This is a genomic window from Cyanobium sp. WAJ14-Wanaka, from assembly GCF_024345375.1.
Taxonomy (GTDB): Bacteria; Cyanobacteriota; Cyanobacteriia; order PCC-6307; family Cyanobiaceae; genus Cyanobium_A.
Genome location: NZ_JAGQAZ010000001.1, coordinates 347,947 through 365,104, shown reverse-complemented (window position 1 = coordinate 365,104; position 17,158 = coordinate 347,947). Strand labels below are relative to the sequence as shown.

The window sequence follows — 17,158 nt, the reverse complement described above, 5'->3', positions numbered from 1 at the left end:
CTGCTGCCCTGATGGTGTTTAACAGTAAGGAAACATTCTTCCTGGACCTGGGCAGCGAAGGGGCCCAACCGGCCAAGGTCGCCATCAAGGAAGAGGTGGCGATCCAGGAAGAGGCAGCGATCGATGGAGCTGCTGCTAAAGCAGCTGCGCCCAGCCCTGCGCCAAGCGCAAGCCCTGCGGGCAGCTCCAGCTCCAGCCAAACAACTGCCGAGGCCATTGCCGCAGAGTTGCGCGCTAGCCAGGAGGCCCTACCTCCCCCCAGCAACATCACCTTTGCCCCGGATTGCCTCAATCCAGCCAATGCCGTGCCCACCCGGCGGCGCAAAGCAGGGGCCAATCTCAATGGCTTCCGGGACATGGGCAAAGGCCTGTTCAAGCCCTAGAGAGCGGCTCTCCAGGCAGATAGCTGGGCCGCCGCTGCCACGGCGGCTGTAGATGTGCGCAAAATCGTTGGCCCCAGGCTGACGGGCTGCCAGCCATGGCTGATGGCGCATTCCTGCTCCAGGGGGCTCCAGCCCCCCTCCGGCCCCACCGCCACGGTGATCTCCTGGCCCATTTGGCACTCCTGATTGGCCAGGTGGCCAAGGGCTGCGGCCAACAAGGGCAAGCCCTCGGTTCTGGTGGTGGGCAGCAGCCTCAAGCCGGGCCTGGGAGCGGCAAAAAGCGCCACTGCCCGCTGCTGGCAGCCCAGCTGCGGCAGCCAAAGCCGCTCACATTGCTCGGCCGCTTCCCGCAGGATTGTCTGGTGGCGTTCGTGGCTACGCAGCTCCGGCGCCGTGCTGCGCTCGGCAATCACCGGGGTGATGCAATCAATCCCCAATTCGCAGGCCATCCGTAGCAGCAGCTCCCCATCCCGTTTGGGCCAGGCCACCACCAGCTCCAGTGGCCAGCTGGGGGCATCCAGCTGCTGCAGGGGTGCATCGAGGGGCTGCTCGAGCTGGGCCAGGCCCTCGGCCGTAAGGGCGGCATGCCAGAGGCGGCCAGCACCATCCACCAGGGCAAAGCCATCCCCCTGGCGCAGGCGCAAAACCCGACGCAGGTAGTGGAGCTCGCTCTCCAGCAGGGGCAGCTGATTAAGGGCTAGGGAGCTGCCAGCCAGGGCCCCCAGCCGGGCCGGAGGAACCAGCAGCCGCCGCCGTTCCTTGGCCACTAGCTATCAAATACGGATTCGGGCTGCTCCTCAATCGGCCAGTCGTCGTTGAGGCCGCCCACCAACAGCTCCTCGATCTCCACCATGTCGCGGTTCAGCTGGCGGAGGGCGTTGATCAACACGTCGAGGCCAAAGCCGTCGCTGGTGCCCAGGTCTACCCAGCAACGGGCCCAGGCGTCCTGATATTCCATCGGACCCATGTTGTGCATCAGGGCCGGCATGGCCGCCTCGGCGTCTTCCTGGTCGTAGGCCATCCAGCTGAGGTCGGCCCCCTCCTCATGGACCTGCAGGGCTTCGGCGTTGAAGGCGCCGCACTTACCCAGGAAAAACCAGCTGTCGAAAGCGGTCTCCACATAGCCCCGCTCACCGCCCCCGGGGGGGTTGGCAAAGCGCAACCAAAACCAGCAATTGAAGGGATCGAAATCGCGGAAGCGCACCTCCATGGTCGATCGGTCTGCAGTGGGGATCGCCCTATCAAACCAGGCATGCTGGGTGAATGATTGAGCTGCGTGGCATCACCTACCAACCAGCCACCTGCAGCACCCCGGTGCTTCAGGGGCTCAACCTGGCCCTGAAGGAGGGCCAGCTGGGCCTGGTGGCGGGTGCCAGTGGCTGTGGCAAAACCACCATGCTGGAGGTGATCTGCGGCCTGGCCGAGGCCGATCAGGGTGAGGTCTGCTGGCAGGGGCAGGCGCTTAACGGCCGCCAACGGCGCTGGCTCTGCGGCCTGGTTTTTCAATTTCCAGAGCGCCACTTCCTGGGGCTGAGCGTGGGCCAGGAGCTGAAGGTGGGTCACCGCCGGCTCAGCGCCGATGACGCCAATGCGGTGCTGGAGTTGGTGGGGCTGGCGGGGTTGTCGCTGCAGCAGCCCCCCGAACAGCTCAGCGGCGGCCAACAGCGGCGGCTGGCCCTGGCGGTGCAGCTGCTGCGTAACCCCAAGGTGCTGCTGCTGGATGAACCGACAGCAGGCCTCGACTGGGAAGTGCGGGGCGAAATCCTGGCCATGCTGCAGGCCCTAGCCAAGGAGCGGGCCGTGTTGGTGGTCAGCCACGAGCCGGATTTATTTAGGGGCCGCATTGATGCCTGCTGGCGCCTGGAGACGGGCCAGCTCAATCCTTACGATGCCCTGGTCAGGGATAAATAGCGTTGAGCGACCAGCTGTTGCGGGCCACCGCCGCCGGGGGCGGGATCCGATTGGTGGCAGTTACCACCACTGAAGCCAGCCGGCAGGCCCGGGAGCGCCATGGCCTTTCATTTTTGGCTACGGCCCTGTTGGGTAGGGCGATGACCGCCGGCCTGCTGCTGGCCAGCTCGATGAAGGTGGCCCACGGCAGGGTGAATCTGCGGATCCAATCCGACGGCCCCCTGCGGGGCTTGATGGTGGATGCCGGCCGCAACGGCACGGTGCGGGGCTACGTGGGCACCCCAGCCCTGGAGCTTGATTTGGTCGATGGCCCGGGGGGCCTGGCCCAGTTCGACTTCAAAACTGCCACCGGCACCGGCTATCTGCATGTGGTGCGGGATCTGGGGGAAGGGGAGCCCTTCAGCTCAACGGTGGAGCTGGTCAGTGGCGGCATCGGCGAAGACCTCGCCTCCTACCTACTCCATTCCGAACAGACCCCATCTGCGGTGTTTGTCGGGGAGCAAATCGACAGCCAGGGGGTGCGCTGCAGCGGCGGCGTGCTGGTGCAGGTGCTGCCAAAGGCCGCCCGTGAACCGGCCCTGGTGGCCCTGCTAGATGCCCGTTGCCAGGAGGTAAGTGGCTTCAGCCAAAGGCTTGCCAACAACGCAGACAATCTGCAGGCATTGCTGGAAGACATCTTTCCCGACCTGGATCCCCAGCCCCTGGAAACCGCCGCCACCCGCCAGCAGGTGCGCTTTGAGTGTCCGTGCAGCCGCGACCGCAGCGTCGCGGCCCTAATGCTGTTGGGCCGCAGCGAGCTCAGCGCCATGCTCGCCGAAGACGGCCAGGCGGAGATCATCTGCCATTTCTGCAACGAGCATTATCTAGTTGGGCCAGAGGAACTGCAGGAGTTGATTGATGGGCTAACCACAGATGTGGATTAACTACCGATTTGGCTTAACAGCCGATTTGACCTAGCTAAATCCCCATCAGGGGAGGGTGAAACCGGACTGGAGGTTCTTCAAATCCAACATCACCCAGGTCACCCAAACCAGCAGTGCCACACCCCCCGAAACCGCAGCTGCACCACCGGCAAAGCGCAACAACACCTGCATTCCACTCACCTCCTTCACAGACCCACTCCACGTTTCGCTCCATTTTGACCTGCAACGGACCCAGCTGAGGGCTGCAGGGGCCCTAGTCAGTAGCTGTAGTTAGCCACGAACAGGCTGGCGTCACTGGAGGGCTGGGAGCCGGGCTGGTAGGTGCCAAGGCTGGCCTCACCGTTGGCCCTAGCCCTGGCCAGCAGTGCCTGCTGACCCGCCACCAGATCGCTTCCTGCCCAGCCCTGCAGACAGGAGTGCTGCAGCGCCCGGCCGAAGGAGAAGCCCAGGTGCCAGGGGGCACCCGCCTGATGGGCGGCCCGGTTTATCTCGTTCAGGCAAATGCTGGCGTCCTCCTCCGCCAGGCCACCAGAAAGGAAAAGGATTGCCGGCACCGCCGCTGGCACCGTGCGAGCCAACGTCCGCAGGGTGAATTCACCCACCTGCCCAGGCGGAGGACTCTCCGGGCAATCGGCACCGGCCGTGGTCATCGAGGGTTTGAGCAAGCTGCCCTCCAGGAACACCCCATTGACCGCCAGGGCCCGATAGACGGTGCGCAGCACCCACTCCTGCACCGCCGCCGTAGTGGCGATGTCGTGGTCGCCATCCATCAGGATTTCCGGCTCCACAATTGGCACCAAACCCTGCTCCTGGCAGGTGCGGGCGTAGCGGGCCAGGCCCCAGGCGTTTTCACGCACCGACAGTTCCGATGGACAACCGTCGGAACTAATCCGTAAAACTGCGCGCCATTTGGCAAATCGGGCACCACGGGCGTAATAACGCTCGGCCCGTTCCGCCAGGCCCCTTAGCCCCGTGCACCAGGTTTCACCGGGCAGGGCTCCGGCCAAGGCCTCAACCCCCAGATCAACCTTGATGCCAACGCGGATTCCCTGGTCCCGGAACAGATCCACCAGGGGGCTAGGGCCAGCTCCTGCGGTCACCGTCGAGTCTTGGAAGAGGGTTTCCTCGTAGAGAATCACCCCAGAAATGTGTTCCGCCAGACCCGGTGTGGTGGCCAAAAGGGTCCGGAAAGCGCGGCGATTTTCTTCGCTGTTTTCAACGCCAATCGCCTCAAAGCGTTTGCCAATGGTGCCGGTCGATTCATCGGCGGCCAACAGTCCTGTGCCTGGAGCAGCAAGGGCAGCGGCCGTCTCGGCCAGCTCCTCGCGATAACGGTCAAGGCTCATGGGAAATCCAAGCCATATCCAATTGAAGTATCAACCTAGGCGCGTTCCGCTCAGCCAACGGCATGAACATAGAAGAAAACATTCGTCAAAACAAAAACAAGGGGCAGACCAATCTCAAATCCCGTCTCAACACGGTTCACTAGCAGCTTGCTTTCACCACCAAAGCGATTCACCAGGGATATGAAATAGCCAATGAATAGCTCGGCCATCATGAAGAAGAACAGAAACAGGGTGTATTGATCGCCAATTGTGAAATAGGGAACCCGAGGTATTGAAGTGGCAATGATCAGCTGGTAGGCAAGGGTGGTGAACAGCAGGCTGCTGACAAAGGCAATTCGATCGCCAATGGCGTCGATCGGAATAGCCAGAAAGAAGATACTGGTAAAACTAAGAACGGCCAAGGGAATAAATATCTTATACAGATAAAAATCACTCTTTCTGCTGACGTCGACCTCCAGCCTGAGCATGGAGAAAATATCGTCTCCATGGTCAGGTTCGTCATAGTCGAACACCCGACTTTCAAAACGCGTCACATCCCATTCAGTGATATCAAAACCCTTACTTACACTGAGATTTTTACCATCATCAATAAAACTTATGATATCTCGGTCCCAGGCAAAAGAGGAAATCTCTGCCACCAGCTTTTGCTTATCAAAGGGGAAGCGGTGCAGGTCGAAATTTGAGGCAAGCTTCACCTGCAATCTGCGGGTCAGCTCAGCTCGACCATTGCTGAAGATGGCCAAATTAAAATCATCCCCCTCGGTCGCACCCAGCTCATTGATGAAGGTGATTTGGGGGTCCCAGTGGGTTTTCAGAAAATCATGGGCCTCATCGTTGGCATAAACTCGCTCTGCCTCGCCAGGGAGGAGCTCCTTAGCAAGCCTGGGGTCACACCAATTGGCATCCAAAAAAGCATCCAAAATGAAATAATTTTCATTTGGCTCAATTTTGGGAATTTGATCAACGTGTAAATCCACATCCACCTTGAGGGGTTGCCCAGGTACTGCTATTGGTGGGGCGAGCGGATCCACACCAATCGCAGCAATGGGAAAGCAATTAATTAGGGAATCTATCTTTTTAGCAGATTTAAACTTTTCAGCCTGGTTGGCAGCAGGCAAGGCTGTAGCTGGCTTTTTCGCGTTAACAGCCGAATTGGCAGCCAGGGCTGAAACGCCTAGGCCCGCACATAGGCTCAAGCTAAAAACAAATATCAGAAACCTTCGAATTTGCGCACTTACCTTGAACCAAAGCCGTGAACGTAACGCCAAAGGGCCCAAGCAACATTGGCCCCAACCTAGGCGCAGTTCAAATGACTATCAACAATGCGCCAAGAAGGAGCATCACCAAAGCCGGCAAACTCTGCAGCTGCAAAGGTCCAATTGCTAGGCCCTGGGGCGAGGCCGTATTGGCAATTAATGGATCCGGCAGGGCGGCAACCACCAGGGCATTGAGCAGGCCCCCCAGCAGCAAGCCCACGGCCAAAAGGCCAAATCCCCAGAGCACGGCGGGCAAGAAACGCCGATTGCGGCGCTGCAGGCTTACCACCGTGGTACCCGTGGCCACGGCCAACAGCAATTCGGCCGGGGCCCCAGGCACAAAAAGGATTAGGGAGAAGAGCACGGCAAAAACAGCCACCGGCAACCAGAGCTCCAGGGGCTCGGTGGGCAGGGCCAGGCTTGGCAGCGAAGGCATACCAGGCATCGCTGGCAAACCTGGCATCGATGCCTTAAACGCCGGCACCTTAAAAGCGGGAACCTTCAGGCCACCCCCCTTTAAACCAGGCACCTTCAGGGCAGGCCCTTTGGCGGTCACGGTTGCCTGCTCCCGCTGGGAAGCTGTCTTGGCCGCACTGCTCACCTTGCCCTGTTGGCGCTCCTTGAGCCGATCCATCAGCACGCTGTCGTAGGCCGCCTCTATCCGGGAACGGGCCATGGTGTCGTCGCCCACCTCGGCCAGGCGGGCCTGCTTGGCCTCCTGCACCACATCAAAGCTGGCATCTGCAGCTACGCCCAGCCGCTCGTAGGGGCCCAAATCGGAGCGTTGATTCATTAGCTAAGAGCCTAGAGGTGGCTTAGAAGAGCGGCTCGCTGCTTTGGAAGCCGGCATCCTGCTGGAGCGCCCGGCGGCGCAACTCAGCCTCGGCGGCTGGCAGGCAGTGGCGACGCTTGAGCAGGGGCATTTGGGGGGGCAGGTGGCTGCCCTCACGCATTTCGATGGTGCCTGGGTTTGCACCCTCCAACTTGGCCTGGAAATTGACGTAATCGCAGCCCCCGTCAGGGCGGGGACGCACCAGCCAGATAGGCTTCGGCATCGCTGTGATGATTTATTAAAGTCAGTCTGGCGCGGCGAGAGCAACACCGCGATTAGGCCTACAGGGCGATGGGCTAGAGGGCGATGGGCTCGACGCCACTGACCACCGGGGCCACTGCGCTCAAGCTGAACTCAGGATGGTCCTCGGCCAGCTGGTTGAGGTTCCAGTCGTTCTTAAACAGCAGCACCGGCCGATCCCAGGCATCGCGCACGGTCTTGCAATTGAAAATGCGACCGACCTGCTCCAGGGCCGGCCAACCGCCGGTTACCCAGCGGGCCACGCTGAAACCCAGGGGTTCGAGGCGGGTTTCCACTCCATATTCGTTTTCCAGCCGGTACTGGACCACCTCCAACTGCAATTGGCCCACCGCCGCCAGGATCGGGTCGCGCTTGCTTTGGTCGGTGTCATAGAGCACCTGCACCGCCCCCTCCTCGCGCAGCTCATTCACCCCTTTTCGGAAGCTTTTAAAGGCCGAGGGGTTGGGATTGCGCAACCAGGAAAAAATCTCCGGACTGAAGCAGGGGATCCCCTCGTATTCCACCTTGGGCCCCACATAGAGGGTGTCGCCAATGGCAAACATGCCCGGATTATTTAGGCCGATCACATCGCCCGGATAGGCGTCTTCCACCACCTCCCGATCCTGGCCAAACAGCTTCTGGGGCCTCGATAGGCGAATGGTCTTACCGCTCCGGGCATGGCGCACGCTCATGTCCTTTTCAAACTTGCCGCTGCACACCCGCACAAAGGCGACCCGGTCGCGGTGGCGGGGGTCCATGTTGGCCTGCAATTTGAAGACAAAGCCACTGAAATCTGGGCTGAGTGGGTCCACATCGCCGCTGGCCGATGGCCTGCTGCAGGGCCGTTGGGCCAGTTCCAGGAAGGCATCCAAAAACGGCCTCACGCCGAAGTTGGTCATGGCCGAACCAAAGAAAACCGGGCTTAGCTCGCCCCCATGCACCAGCTCCAGGTCGAGGTCGGCACCGGCTCCATCTAGCAACTCCAGTTCCTCAAGGGCCGTAGCCAGCAGTTCCGGTTCCACCAGTTGGGCCAGTTCCGGATCCCTGGCATCCAGGCGCCGCTCTTCACTCTGCTTGCCCCGCTCGGCCCGCTCAAACAGCACCACCTCCTTGCTGCGCCGATCAATCACGCCGCGGAAGCGGTCACCGCTGCCGATCGGCCAATTCACCGGCCAGCAGGCCAGGCCCAGCTCCTGCTCAATCTCATCGAGCAGCTCCAGGGGTTCGCGCCCGGGCCGGTCCATCTTGTTGATGAAGGTGAAGATCGGGATCTGGCGCATGCGGCAGACCTCAAACAACTTGCGGGTCTGGGGCTCCAGGCCCTTGGCCGCGTCCTCGAGCATCACCGCGTTGTCGGCGGCGGCCAGGGTGCGGTAGGTGTCCTCCGAAAAGTCCTGGTGGCCTGGGGTGTCGAGCAGGTTGATCGTGGTGCCGGCGTAGTCGAACTGCAGCACCGTGGAGGTAATCGAGATGCCCCGCTGCTTCTCGATCTCCATCCAGTCGGAGGTCACCTTGCGCTGTTCGCCCTTGGCCTTTACGGCGCCAGCCTGCTGAATCGCCCCCCCGTAAAGCAGCAGCTTTTCCGTAAGGGTGGTCTTACCCGCGTCGGGGTGGGAAATGATCGCAAAGTTGCGCCGCCGGGCTACCGCTGCGGCCAGCTCGGCTGATTCAGGGCTGGACAGGCTGGTCATCGGACCAGCCTGCCAGGCGCCCCCACACCTCCAGGTAGCGATCCCCCAACTCGGCCACCTGCAAACCCACCAGGCCCGCCTCCCGCAACTGGGTCCGCACCTCTTCGGCCGTGAAGGCCGCATGCAGGGAGGCCAGGTAGTCGCGCCGCAAAAGCGCCGCACCCGTGCCATCCAGCTGGCCCAGGTGCAGCTCCTGGAGGGCCAGGGCCGCCTCGGGGCTGGCCGGCCTACGCAAATCCTTGACGTAGACCGCCGCCCCCGGACAACCCAGCTGGCCCAAGGCCCGCCAGAGCACCTGGGGGTCGTGCAGATGGTGCAAAAGGCTGTTGCTCAGTAGGCCGCTGAAGCCCCCAGGCAGGGCTGGATCGGGCAAAACGGCCTGCACAAACTGAATCCGGCCCGCCCGCTCCGCCGGAATGGCCGCCAGCGCCTGCCGGCCCAGCTCGAGCATCGCCCCGGCACCATCCACCGCCAGCACCGAAGCCGAAGCAAAGCGTTCCGCCAGGCGAAAACTGATATTTCCGGGCCCGCAGCCCAGGTCCACCAGCCGATCACCCAGGCCCCCGGGAAAGAAATCGGCCAGCCGATCCACAAAGGCCTGGTCGCTGCTGGCGAAATCGGCGGCGCCGTAGGCCAGGGCCTGCTGGCGGTCGTCCATCAATTCAGGCTCGCAGGTCCGTTGCACCGAGGCCGCGCTGGGGTTGCGCTGTGGATAGTGGCAACGAATGGTTGCACACCCCATCAGTGGCGTTATGGTTCGGCACACTGATCCGCCATACCCCCTATGACCATCTCCACCACCCCCGCAGCGGCCCTAGCAGCAGAAGCCGCCTACGCGGCTCCGGCGGGCACCCCGGTGGGCGGAGATTTTCCGGCGACGGCGCCAGCTGCCAACCCGGTTTTTTACCGCACCTACAGCCGCAAAACCCCCAGCGGCAGGGAGAGCTGGCACCAGGTGGCCGAGCGCAACCTCGAGGGCCTGCGGGTGCTCGGCCACCTCAACGAAGCGGAAGTGACCCTGCTGCGGCGCATGCAGCAGCAGCAAAAGGCCCTGCCCTCGGGCCGCTGGCTCTGGATTGGTGGCACCGAGTGGATTGAGCGCCACTACAACTTCTCCGGCGCCTACAACTGCACCTCCACCAACCTGGTGGATTGGGAAGCCTTCGGTCTGATGATGGACCTGGCGATGATGGGTTGCGGCACCGGCGCAATCATTGAGCCCCACCTGATCAGTCGCCTGCCGGCCGTGCGCAACCGGCTGGTGATCGATGCAGTCACCGACATCGGCGCCACCCCCCCTGGCCAGCGCCAGGAGCACACCAGCACCAACATCACCACCAACGGTGGCGTCAACCTGGTGACGGTCAAGGTCGGTGACACCCGCCGCGGCTGGGTCGACAGCTACCAGCTACTGCTTGAGCTGTGCAGTGATGAGCGCTTTGGCGAAAATGGCCAGGGCGATGAGGTGCACATCAGCATCGACCTCTCCGATGTGCGGCCCGTGGGCGAAACCCTCAAGGGCTTTGGCGGCATGGCAAACCCCGTCAAGCTGAAGGATCTCTACGGCCGGGTGGCCCAGCTGCTCAACAGGGCCATCGGCCGCCAGCTCACCTCGGTGGAGTGCTGCCTGTTGATTGATGAGGCCGCAGTCACGATCGTGGCGGGCAACATTCGCCGCAGCGCCGGCATGCGCCAGTTCAGCGCCGAAGACAACAGCGCCGCCGGCGCCAAGGAAAACCTTTGGCAGCAGGACAGCGAGGGCAATTGGCGCATCGATCCCGAGCGCGATGCCCTGCGCATGGCCAACCACACCCGGGTGTTCCACACCCGCCCCTCAAAAGAGGTGGTGCATGAGGCCGTGGTCAAGCAGTTCCAGAGCGGTGAAGGGGCAATCCAATTCGCACCCGAGGCCATCGCCCGCTCCAATGCCGACCTGCTCAGCACCCCCGAGCTGCGCACCGAGTTCATCGACATCTACTGCGACCAGGGCCGGGAACAGGCCGGCCGTTGGCTGACCACCCACCACCCTGAAATCAGCCCCGCCGAACTGGAGCACCGCCTGGGCCGCTATGGCCTCAACCCCTGCGGTGAAATCCTCGGCGCCGACTTCCACTGCAACCTCGCCGAGATCCATCTCAACCAGATCGATCCCGCCGACCACCAGGCCCAGGCCGATGCCTTCAAGGCCGCAGGCCTGGCCGTGGCCTGCCTGCTCAACCACCGCTTCGATGTGGAGCGCTACCGCCAGAGCCGTGCCTGGGATCCGATCGTGGGCGTGAGCTTCACCGGCCTGTTCGACTTCTTCGTGCATGCCTTTGGCACCCCCTGGTTGAAGTGGTGGGAGGCCGGCCGCCCCGAAACCGAAGAGGGGATGGCCTTTAAGCAGCAGGAGGCTACCTACCTGGGCCGCTGGAAGGAGATCGTCAACGAAGCGGTCTGGGAATACTGCGACCGCCAGGGCCTGCGCCGCCCGAACCGCTGCACCACGGTGCAACCAGCCGGCACCAAGAGCCTGCTCACCGGTGCTTCACCCGGCTGGCACCCCCCCAAGGCCCAACGCTTTATTCGCCGCATCACCTTCCGCAAGAACGATCCGGTGGCCCTGGCCTGCCTCGATTACGGCTACTCGATCGTGCCCTCCCAATCCGACAAGGACGAACAGGGGCGTCTGCTCAACGATCCATTTGATCCCCGCTGCACCGAGTGGCTGGTGGAGATCCCCACCGAAGTGAGCTGGGCCAATATTCCCGGCGCCGATGCGGTGGAGATCAACAACTTCTCCGCCATGGCCCAGTTCGATTTCTACATGCAGGTGCAAAAGCACTACACGGCCCACAACACCTCTGCCACCGTTGAGTTCCGCGAAAACGAAATTGAACCCCTGGCAGAGGCCATCCACCAGGCCATCGACAAAGGAGAGGGCTACATCTCGGCGGCCCTGCTGGCCCGCTTTGATGCCAATGCCACCTTCCCCCGGCTGCCCTTCGAGCCGATCGATCACGCCACCTACCTCAGCCTCAATGCCGAGGTGGCTGGGCGCCGTAGCTGCCCAGACTTCTTTGAAGCCCTGCAGCGCTACGACCGCGGTGAACTGGTGGAAGCGGGTCCGGCCGGCTGCGACTCCGATAAGTGCCTGCTGCCCCTGGCTAAACCCAGCGGCAACTAGGCATTAGTGGCGATGCCGGCTTCGCTAAAAACTGGCCTGGGCGTCGTTGCTTTGGCCCTATTGGTAGGTGGTTGCCAAAGCTGGTTGCCCTGGAATAACCAGGGCAATGGCGGCAGCCCAGGCCAGGGCAACTGCCGCCTTAGCCCTGAACAGCTCAACACCCAAACCAAGGGCCTGGCCCTGCAGCAAAAGGCATTGGCGAGCATCAAGGCCGAGGCCTTCATTCCGCCTACCAAACCGACTGCCATCGATCCGGCCCTGGCTGAGCGCTACACCCAGGAGGATCGGGATCTCGATGAACAGCGCTATCAAACGGCCTTGCTCGATTGGCAGCAATTAAATGCCGAGCGCTATCGGCTATGGCTTGCGGACCACACCCGCCGCGAACGGCAGCTGGAATTGGGCCTCCAGGCCAAAGCCCAAAAACTGCGCCAACAGGGCTGCCCCCCCGTGCCACCAGCCAGCCCTTGATCGCGGAGCACCGCATGGAAGGAGAACCACTTGGGCGGAGCACCGCATGGGAAAATGGTTTAGTTGCCGATTTGCTCGGTAACGACCCCCTGGAGAGGTGGTCGAGTGGTTGATGGCTCTGGTCTTGAAAACCAGCGGAGTGAAAGCTCCCGCGGGTTCGAATCCCGCCCTCTCCGTTTTTTTTTTACAGTTCCCAAAGGGTCTGGCAAGTCCGCCTAAACCCTTGGCCCTTGATGCTGCCTTGTCGTTCGCAGGAGATACACCCCCGCAAACGATTGTTCCAGGCCCACGGATTAGACCAGCCCGAGCCATTGCCCGTGGATGACGTTGGTGGGGATGCCGTAGTAGGCCATCAGGTGCTTACCTCCGGGGAAACGGATCCAAGCCGAAGCAGAAGCGCCTGGCGCAGGCGGCTGGCGATCTCCTTGAGCTCCTCGAGTTCCTCTATGGATGTGTCGAAACCTGGGTAGCGATTCATTACACCCGATTCTGTTAAGTCCTCCAGTTCGTCTTCATCCCAGCTCCAAGCAGGATCTACAGCATGAAGCGCAAAGGATAGGCCAACTAAATCATGTGTTTTTCGGAATGTCTGCCCCAGTTGAAGCAGGCGTGCTTTCATGAGCTTTTCGATGCATTGCTGTAGGTGATAAACATATCCATCGCGCATGCGAGATCTGATCTGAGTTATATCAACATCAGTCCATTCCCAGTCTCCCTCGGCCTTAGCGATCCACTCATCAACCAGAGGGTTGTGTTCAGCCATGCAACACCTCCCCATGGTCCAGCGCCTCGCGAATGATTGGATCACCCCAGCGATAACGAGATTCGATATCTTCGGGACGCCAGATCACCAGATCCACTCGAAAACCTGGTTTGCAGGCCCTGCGGATTTCACGGCTCTTTGCAAATGGCCTGCCTTCGTATGGCATCACCACCAGAATGTCGGCATCCGAATGCAAGCCGGCATCACCTCTGGCCTGGGATCCAAACAGGATCACCTTTTCAGGGGCAAACTTTTCCACTAACTGCCTGGTGAACGCCTCAAGCCCATCACGCGTGACAATGCGAACGCTTCGCAGGTCTTCCGAAAGAAGGCTGGATTCAGGCATGTTCCACCTCCACAGATTCGAAGGCCTTCCGCGGGCGCTCTTTTTGGCACCATAGGCCGAGCCATTGCCCGTGGATCACTTTGGTGGGCGCTCTGTTGGCAGCCATGCAAGATTCACACCCATACCGACTTCGACGGCCTTGGCTGAGGAGTTTCTGATTACTTGAGCGGCGCAGGCTTTCTTCTCGATCCCAGTGTGCTGATCTGGTAACTGGCTGAGTCCTCCTTGATTCCATCTAGATCCAACAGCAATCGACACGTCCTCCACTGGAAAGATCGCGATGGCAACGGCAACATCGAAGCGGATATCAGTGGCGGGGCTTGCTGGCTGCTATTTCTGGAGGCCGCCGGGTGATCTGGAGCTCGGCGTAGCCAGTTGCCGGATCCAGCTCCCTGCTGAACTGCCACTCGGGCAGCAGGCCAACTACTAGTTCGGCGGTGGTGCGTAACAGCGAGCCGCTGCAGAGGTGACCGCCGATCAAGGTGCCGCGGCTGTCGGCGATGGCGATGTGTAGATGGGAACCATCGATCGAAAGGGTGCCGGCCAGGCTGAGGATCTCCAGGTCGCCATGGATCACGGTGGCTTGGGACGCTCCCGCCAAGCGCAGCTGGGCCACCGACAGGCTGCCGATGGCGCTGATCAAACAGCCTGCCTGTTCCTGTTGAGCGCCCATCCAGGACTCCAGCGCAAGGCGCAGGTCGTCGCCAGGCATCAGCCGCAATGGAACAACCCTCATGGGCCAGGCGCCGATGTTTCACCCGGATGAAGATGCCCGCCTAAATGCCCCAGGCAGCCAGCGGCCATGGATTTAGGCCGCTGCAGACCGACGCTTCTGGGTGGCGTAGACCGCTGCTCCACCAGCCGCAAGCACCAAGCCACCGCTAATGGCCAGGAACACCAGGGTCTGCAGCATTAGCAGCAAGATCCCTACGGCGGAGCCAGTAACGATCTGCACCCTGGCCTTGATCAGCAGGGTCAACAGCAGCAGCACGGAGGCCTTAAGGGAAAGCACCTTGGCCGTGGTGAACGGAAAAAACGGATTTAAAAACACAAACAAACCCTCACTTTCACCCATGCTGGCGCATTGATCGGGCAGCGGCGGCTCGCCACCGGATTAAGTGCACCACCTGCCGGTAATGGCGCTGGGGCAAAGCCGTGATCAGGGGCTTGAGGGTCCCTGGCTGCAAGAACATCCACCCTGCCTACAGTTCACTAAAGATTCTCGCCAGGCACTGCAATGGCTGAAAGCACCCAACAGTTGCTCAGTTGCATCCGCGAGCACAGTTCGCAGATGCGAGAGCTGTTCGGTGTGCGCCGGCTGCGGCTGTTTGGCTCGTGGGCGCGGGGTTCCGCTGGGCCGGAGAGTGATGTGGACTTGCTGGTGGAATTCGAGGTAGTTGCCAGCGCCAAATGCTTTTTTGGCTTGCAGTTTTTTCTGGAAGACCTCCTCGATAGTCCAGTGGACCTAGTGAGCGAAAAGGCTCTGCGCAAAGAGCTGCGCCCCATGGTGGAAGCCGATGCCATCACCATCTGAGCAGCGCCCACCAAGAGACTGGCTGCTCTACCTCCAAGACATGGAGGGATTTGCCTCCCGTGCCATCAGTTACTGCGCTGAGCTCAGCCAGAACGACTTCGAGGGCAATCCCCTTGTTCAGGATGCTGTTCTGAGGAATATCGAGTTAATCGGAGAAGCAGCCACCCGAATACCGCCTGAGGTACGGGAGTCAAATCCGGGAATTGCCTGGCGGCAAATCGTGGCCATGCGCAATCAGTTGATCCATGGCTATCTGGGAATTGATTTGGAGATCGTTTGGGATGTGGTGACGGTGGAGCTACCGGCTTTGCTTGAGCAATGCCAGAAGCTGCGTAGGAAGCTGCCTTAGCTGGGCCTGCTGAACCAGCGGGCTAGGGCCGAAACGTCGTCATTGCCGTGGCCTGCTGCCAGCAGCTCGTCTTCTAGGGAGGCCACCAGTGCGCTCACGGGCTGCGCCAAGCGCTGGCCCAGGGCCATGGCCTCTGCAACGGCGGCGTAACTACCGGCAACAAGCACCTGGTTGACCGCCTTGGCCTGCTGACCTGCCCCCACCGGCCCCAGGTGGCTTACACGAGCGCCCACAACCTCGAGCACGGGACGGGCCCGCTCCAGATCGGACGCGTCACCACCCACCAGCACAGACAGGTTGCCGGCCCGGGCCCCTTCCGTGCCACCGGTCACCGGGGCATCCAAATTGGCCACCCCCAGATCGGCCAGCCGCATCGCCAGCGATTGGCTAGTGGCCGGGACGATTGTGGAGAAGTCGATAACCAGGCTGCCGGGGCGTAAGCCAGCGCTGGCAGGAGCTCGCTCTGGATCGCTCTGGTGAGAAAACAGCACCGCCTCAGCTGCCGCGTCGTCGCTCACGCAGAGACAGAACAGCTCGGCCGTCGCTGAAGTTGCCGCTGGACTGGTCGCCAGCAGCGCCCCCTTTGCCACCAGGGGTTGCTCGGGGCCCGTGGTGCGGTTGTACACAGTTAACGGAAAGCCTGCCGCCAAAAGGTTCGAGGCCATCGGCGCCCCCAGGGCACCGAGACCGATCCAGCCCAGGGGCGGCCTCTCAGATCCGGTCACACGTTTACGCCAGGTTGAACGGGGTTAGCCAAGCAGCTCGGCATTAGTTCATCCATCTAGATCGCTGAGCAGCTGGGTGCATTGGGTCAGAAGTGCGGGAAGCACCGCTTCCAGGCGCAGTGCAGACGGGCCGGTTGAGCTGCTCATAGCGCCAGGCCTATCTGGTATGGATCAACTCTCCTCACGTTGCAGGCTGTCAATCAATGCACAACAGGTGGCACACAATGATGAGAGAGATTTTTGAATGACGCCCCAAACAAGTGCATCATCAACCCTGTCGTATTCATGGGCGAGCTTATTGCGAAAGCCGATGATTCTCACAGCCTGATCAATGCGGGCAAAAACGTCACTGTCGACCCGAGAAAGATTGTTGAGAGCTTCGCCAATGGTGATGAACTCCCTCTCAACGGCAGCACGGATTAGACGGCTATTGCAGTAGTCATCGAAACTTATACCCTCGACCGCGTCGGCAATGGCGTCTGCAGATTCGACGACAGCCATGAGCAGCACCCTGGAATCACGCCGCATAGAGCAACTGCTTAGAGGCGTCGATGTCGGCCTGCACGATGGGATTGCGCCTGGCTGTTGCCATGACCAGATCCACAGCAGTGCCAAGGCTGCCTGTGAGCTGTTCTTCAAGCCCGAAGTAGGCATCGACAAGCTCGGTTGGTTCTAGCGGTTGGAATTCCACCAGCAGGTCGATGTCGCTCTGCCCTGGGCGGTAGTCGGGGCGCAGCATCGAACCAAATAAATAGAGCCGTGAAACTTGGTGTTGGCTGCAGGCTGCAGTAATGACAGCGAGTTGGGGCTTGGTGAGCGGGAGCGCTCCCATGTCTTGATCGTGCTGGCTCATAACCCCAACCCCATTTTCTCGGTCTTGCTTGGCACAGTCTGGCCCGCCTGGCCCATTTTCGGTAGCCGCGCCAAGCCATGTCGGATCTCGGCTTCGTTCATGGCCGTGATCGCCAGGTCATCTGGATCGACAGCATTGGCCCAGGCCAGCACCTGTGGATTTGGGATGGGTCGCATCAACTCTGAGATCACGTTGGTGTCGAGCACGATCACTCCGCAGAAACCCCATCTGCTGCATCAAAAACGGCCGGCATTGCCAAGGACCGGCGGCGGTCTGGCAACTCCAACTCAACTCCTCCCAGCTGGGCAAAGTGCGATCGGATGCGGCTTCCCAGCCCCCGGCATCTTCCTCCATGGAGTGGCCATTGGT

25 protein-coding genes and 1 tRNA gene are annotated in these 17,158 nt (G+C 61.3%); 8 read left to right on the top strand and 18 right to left on the bottom strand.

Features of this window, described 5'->3' with window-relative positions:
* Positions 1-11 precede the first annotated feature (11 nt).
* The gene (locus tag KBY49_RS02150) at positions 12-383 is read left to right on the top strand and encodes a hypothetical protein (protein ID WP_254933127.1); all 372 of its coding nucleotides are present in this window, start codon (positions 12-14) and stop codon (positions 381-383) included.
* Here the strand turns inward: KBY49_RS02150 and KBY49_RS02145 are convergent.
* Together KBY49_RS02145 and KBY49_RS02140 are read right to left on the bottom strand one after the other, a co-directional pair.
* Complete coding sequence (locus tag KBY49_RS02145) at positions 380-1,150, bottom strand: 16S rRNA (uracil(1498)-N(3))-methyltransferase (RefSeq protein ID WP_254933126.1); 771 nt, start codon at positions 1,148-1,150, stop codon at positions 380-382. The two genes, KBY49_RS02150 and KBY49_RS02145, sit on opposite strands and share 4 nt — an antisense overlap.
* Positions 1,150-1,593, bottom strand: coding sequence for a DUF3531 family protein (locus tag KBY49_RS02140; protein WP_254933125.1), 444 nt, complete (start codon positions 1,591-1,593; stop codon positions 1,150-1,152). The genes KBY49_RS02145 and KBY49_RS02140 overlap by 1 nt, the downstream gene beginning before the upstream one ends.
* A 53-nt stretch (positions 1,594-1,646) precedes the next feature.
* On the opposite strand from KBY49_RS02140, the gene KBY49_RS02135 reads away from it, so the two are divergent.
* Both KBY49_RS02135 and hslO read left to right on the top strand, forming a co-directional pair.
* Positions 1,647-2,294, top strand: a complete 648-nt coding sequence (locus KBY49_RS02135; RefSeq protein ID WP_254933124.1) for an ABC transporter ATP-binding protein — start codon at positions 1,647-1,649, stop codon at positions 2,292-2,294.
* Between the two features lie 2 nt (positions 2,295-2,296).
* Complete coding sequence (gene hslO / locus KBY49_RS02130) at positions 2,297-3,217, top strand: Hsp33 family molecular chaperone HslO (protein WP_254933123.1); 921 nt, start codon at positions 2,297-2,299, stop codon at positions 3,215-3,217.
* 45 nt (positions 3,218-3,262) lie between these two features.
* On the opposite strand, the gene KBY49_RS02125 is transcribed toward hslO, so the two are convergent.
* The 7 genes from KBY49_RS02125 to KBY49_RS02095 all read right to left on the bottom strand — a co-directional run bounded on the left by KBY49_RS02125 (position 3,263) and on the right by KBY49_RS02095 (position 9,267).
* Positions 3,263-3,397 (bottom strand): hypothetical protein, encoded by a 135-nt coding sequence (locus KBY49_RS02125; protein ID WP_254934061.1) that lies wholly within the window; start codon positions 3,395-3,397, stop codon positions 3,263-3,265.
* 77 nt (positions 3,398-3,474) lie between these two features.
* The gene (locus tag KBY49_RS02120; protein WP_254933122.1) at positions 3,475-4,563 is read right to left on the bottom strand and encodes a class I fructose-bisphosphate aldolase; all 1,089 of its coding nucleotides are present in this window, start codon (positions 4,561-4,563) and stop codon (positions 3,475-3,477) included.
* Positions 4,564-4,613: 50 nt separating this feature from the next.
* Positions 4,614-5,831, bottom strand: a complete 1,218-nt coding sequence (locus tag KBY49_RS02115; RefSeq protein WP_254933121.1) for a hypothetical protein — start codon at positions 5,829-5,831, stop codon at positions 4,614-4,616.
* A 37-nt stretch (positions 5,832-5,868) separates the two neighbouring features.
* Positions 5,869-6,612, bottom strand: coding sequence for a CPP1-like family protein (locus tag KBY49_RS02110; RefSeq protein WP_254933120.1), 744 nt, complete (start codon positions 6,610-6,612; stop codon positions 5,869-5,871).
* Between the two features lie 22 nt (positions 6,613-6,634).
* Positions 6,635-6,874 carry a hypothetical protein gene (locus KBY49_RS02105; RefSeq protein WP_254933119.1) on the bottom strand — a complete coding sequence of 80 codons (240 nt, stop codon included), beginning with the start codon at positions 6,872-6,874 and terminating at the stop codon, positions 6,635-6,637.
* Positions 6,875-6,947: 73 nt separating this feature from the next.
* Positions 6,948-8,582, bottom strand: a complete 1,635-nt coding sequence (locus KBY49_RS02100) for a peptide chain release factor 3 (RefSeq protein WP_254933118.1) — start codon at positions 8,580-8,582, stop codon at positions 6,948-6,950.
* Positions 8,560-9,267: a trans-aconitate 2-methyltransferase gene (locus KBY49_RS02095; protein ID WP_254933117.1), complete on the bottom strand. Its 708-nt coding sequence runs from the start codon at positions 9,265-9,267 to the stop codon at positions 8,560-8,562. Before KBY49_RS02095 ends, KBY49_RS02100 begins: the two co-directional genes overlap by 23 nt.
* A gap of 99 nt (positions 9,268-9,366) precedes the next feature.
* On the opposite strand from KBY49_RS02095, the gene nrdJ reads away from it, so the two are divergent.
* The 3 genes from nrdJ to KBY49_RS02080 all read left to right on the top strand — a co-directional run bounded on the left by nrdJ (position 9,367) and on the right by KBY49_RS02080 (position 12,395).
* The gene (gene nrdJ / locus KBY49_RS02090; RefSeq protein ID WP_254933116.1) at positions 9,367-11,748 is read left to right on the top strand and encodes a ribonucleoside-triphosphate reductase, adenosylcobalamin-dependent; all 2,382 of its coding nucleotides are present in this window, start codon (positions 9,367-9,369) and stop codon (positions 11,746-11,748) included.
* Between the two features lie 12 nt (positions 11,749-11,760).
* On the top strand, positions 11,761-12,219 hold the full coding sequence (locus KBY49_RS02085) for a hypothetical protein (protein WP_254933115.1): 459 nt from the start codon (positions 11,761-11,763) through the stop codon (positions 12,217-12,219).
* A 91-nt stretch (positions 12,220-12,310) separates the two neighbouring features.
* Positions 12,311-12,395: transfer RNA gene (locus KBY49_RS02080), tRNA-Ser, on the top strand.
* A 176-nt stretch (positions 12,396-12,571) separates the two neighbouring features.
* Here KBY49_RS02080 and KBY49_RS02075 read toward each other — a convergent pair.
* From KBY49_RS02075 to KBY49_RS02055, 5 genes are all read right to left on the bottom strand, one after another.
* Positions 12,572-12,982, bottom strand: coding sequence for a HEPN domain-containing protein (locus KBY49_RS02075; protein ID WP_254933114.1), 411 nt, complete (start codon positions 12,980-12,982; stop codon positions 12,572-12,574).
* The gene (locus KBY49_RS02070) at positions 12,975-13,328 is read right to left on the bottom strand and encodes a nucleotidyltransferase domain-containing protein (protein ID WP_254933113.1); all 354 of its coding nucleotides are present in this window, start codon (positions 13,326-13,328) and stop codon (positions 12,975-12,977) included. Before KBY49_RS02070 ends, KBY49_RS02075 begins: the two co-directional genes overlap by 8 nt.
* Positions 13,329-13,635: 307 nt before the next feature.
* The gene (locus KBY49_RS02065) at positions 13,636-14,064 is read right to left on the bottom strand and encodes a PPC domain-containing DNA-binding protein (RefSeq protein WP_254933112.1); all 429 of its coding nucleotides are present in this window, start codon (positions 14,062-14,064) and stop codon (positions 13,636-13,638) included.
* 72 nt (positions 14,065-14,136) lie between these two features.
* Complete coding sequence (locus KBY49_RS02060) at positions 14,137-14,403, bottom strand: hypothetical protein (RefSeq protein ID WP_254933111.1); 267 nt, start codon at positions 14,401-14,403, stop codon at positions 14,137-14,139.
* Positions 14,396-14,521 (bottom strand): hypothetical protein, encoded by a 126-nt coding sequence (locus KBY49_RS02055; protein ID WP_254933110.1) that lies wholly within the window; start codon positions 14,519-14,521, stop codon positions 14,396-14,398. Before KBY49_RS02055 ends, KBY49_RS02060 begins: the two co-directional genes overlap by 8 nt.
* A gap of 44 nt (positions 14,522-14,565) precedes the next feature.
* Here KBY49_RS02055 and KBY49_RS02050 point away from each other — a divergent pair, with 44 nt between their 5' ends.
* Both KBY49_RS02050 and KBY49_RS02045 read left to right on the top strand, forming a co-directional pair.
* Positions 14,566-14,862, top strand: coding sequence for a nucleotidyltransferase family protein (locus KBY49_RS02050; protein WP_254933109.1), 297 nt, complete (start codon positions 14,566-14,568; stop codon positions 14,860-14,862).
* A complete protein-coding gene (locus tag KBY49_RS02045) occupies positions 14,846-15,211 on the top strand; it encodes a DUF86 domain-containing protein (RefSeq protein WP_254933108.1) in 366 nt (121 codons plus the stop codon). Before KBY49_RS02050 ends, KBY49_RS02045 begins: the two co-directional genes overlap by 17 nt.
* On the opposite strand, the gene KBY49_RS02040 is transcribed toward KBY49_RS02045, so the two are convergent.
* The 4 genes from KBY49_RS02040 to KBY49_RS02025 all read right to left on the bottom strand — a co-directional run bounded on the left by KBY49_RS02040 (position 15,208) and on the right by KBY49_RS02025 (position 17,001).
* Positions 15,208-15,936 (bottom strand): NAD(P)-dependent oxidoreductase, encoded by a 729-nt coding sequence (locus tag KBY49_RS02040; protein ID WP_254933107.1) that lies wholly within the window; start codon positions 15,934-15,936, stop codon positions 15,208-15,210. The two genes, KBY49_RS02045 and KBY49_RS02040, sit on opposite strands and share 4 nt — an antisense overlap.
* 171 nt (positions 15,937-16,107) lie before the next feature.
* Complete coding sequence (locus KBY49_RS02035) at positions 16,108-16,464, bottom strand: DUF86 domain-containing protein (RefSeq protein ID WP_254933106.1); 357 nt, start codon at positions 16,462-16,464, stop codon at positions 16,108-16,110.
* Complete coding sequence (locus KBY49_RS02030; protein WP_254933105.1) at positions 16,454-16,789, bottom strand: nucleotidyltransferase family protein; 336 nt, start codon at positions 16,787-16,789, stop codon at positions 16,454-16,456. The genes KBY49_RS02035 and KBY49_RS02030 overlap by 11 nt, the downstream gene beginning before the upstream one ends.
* Entirely contained in the window at positions 16,786-17,001 is a 216-nt protein-coding gene (locus KBY49_RS02025; RefSeq protein WP_254933104.1) for a PIN domain-containing protein, read from the bottom strand. The genes KBY49_RS02030 and KBY49_RS02025 overlap by 4 nt, the downstream gene beginning before the upstream one ends.
* Between the last annotated feature and the right edge of the window lie 157 nt (positions 17,002-17,158).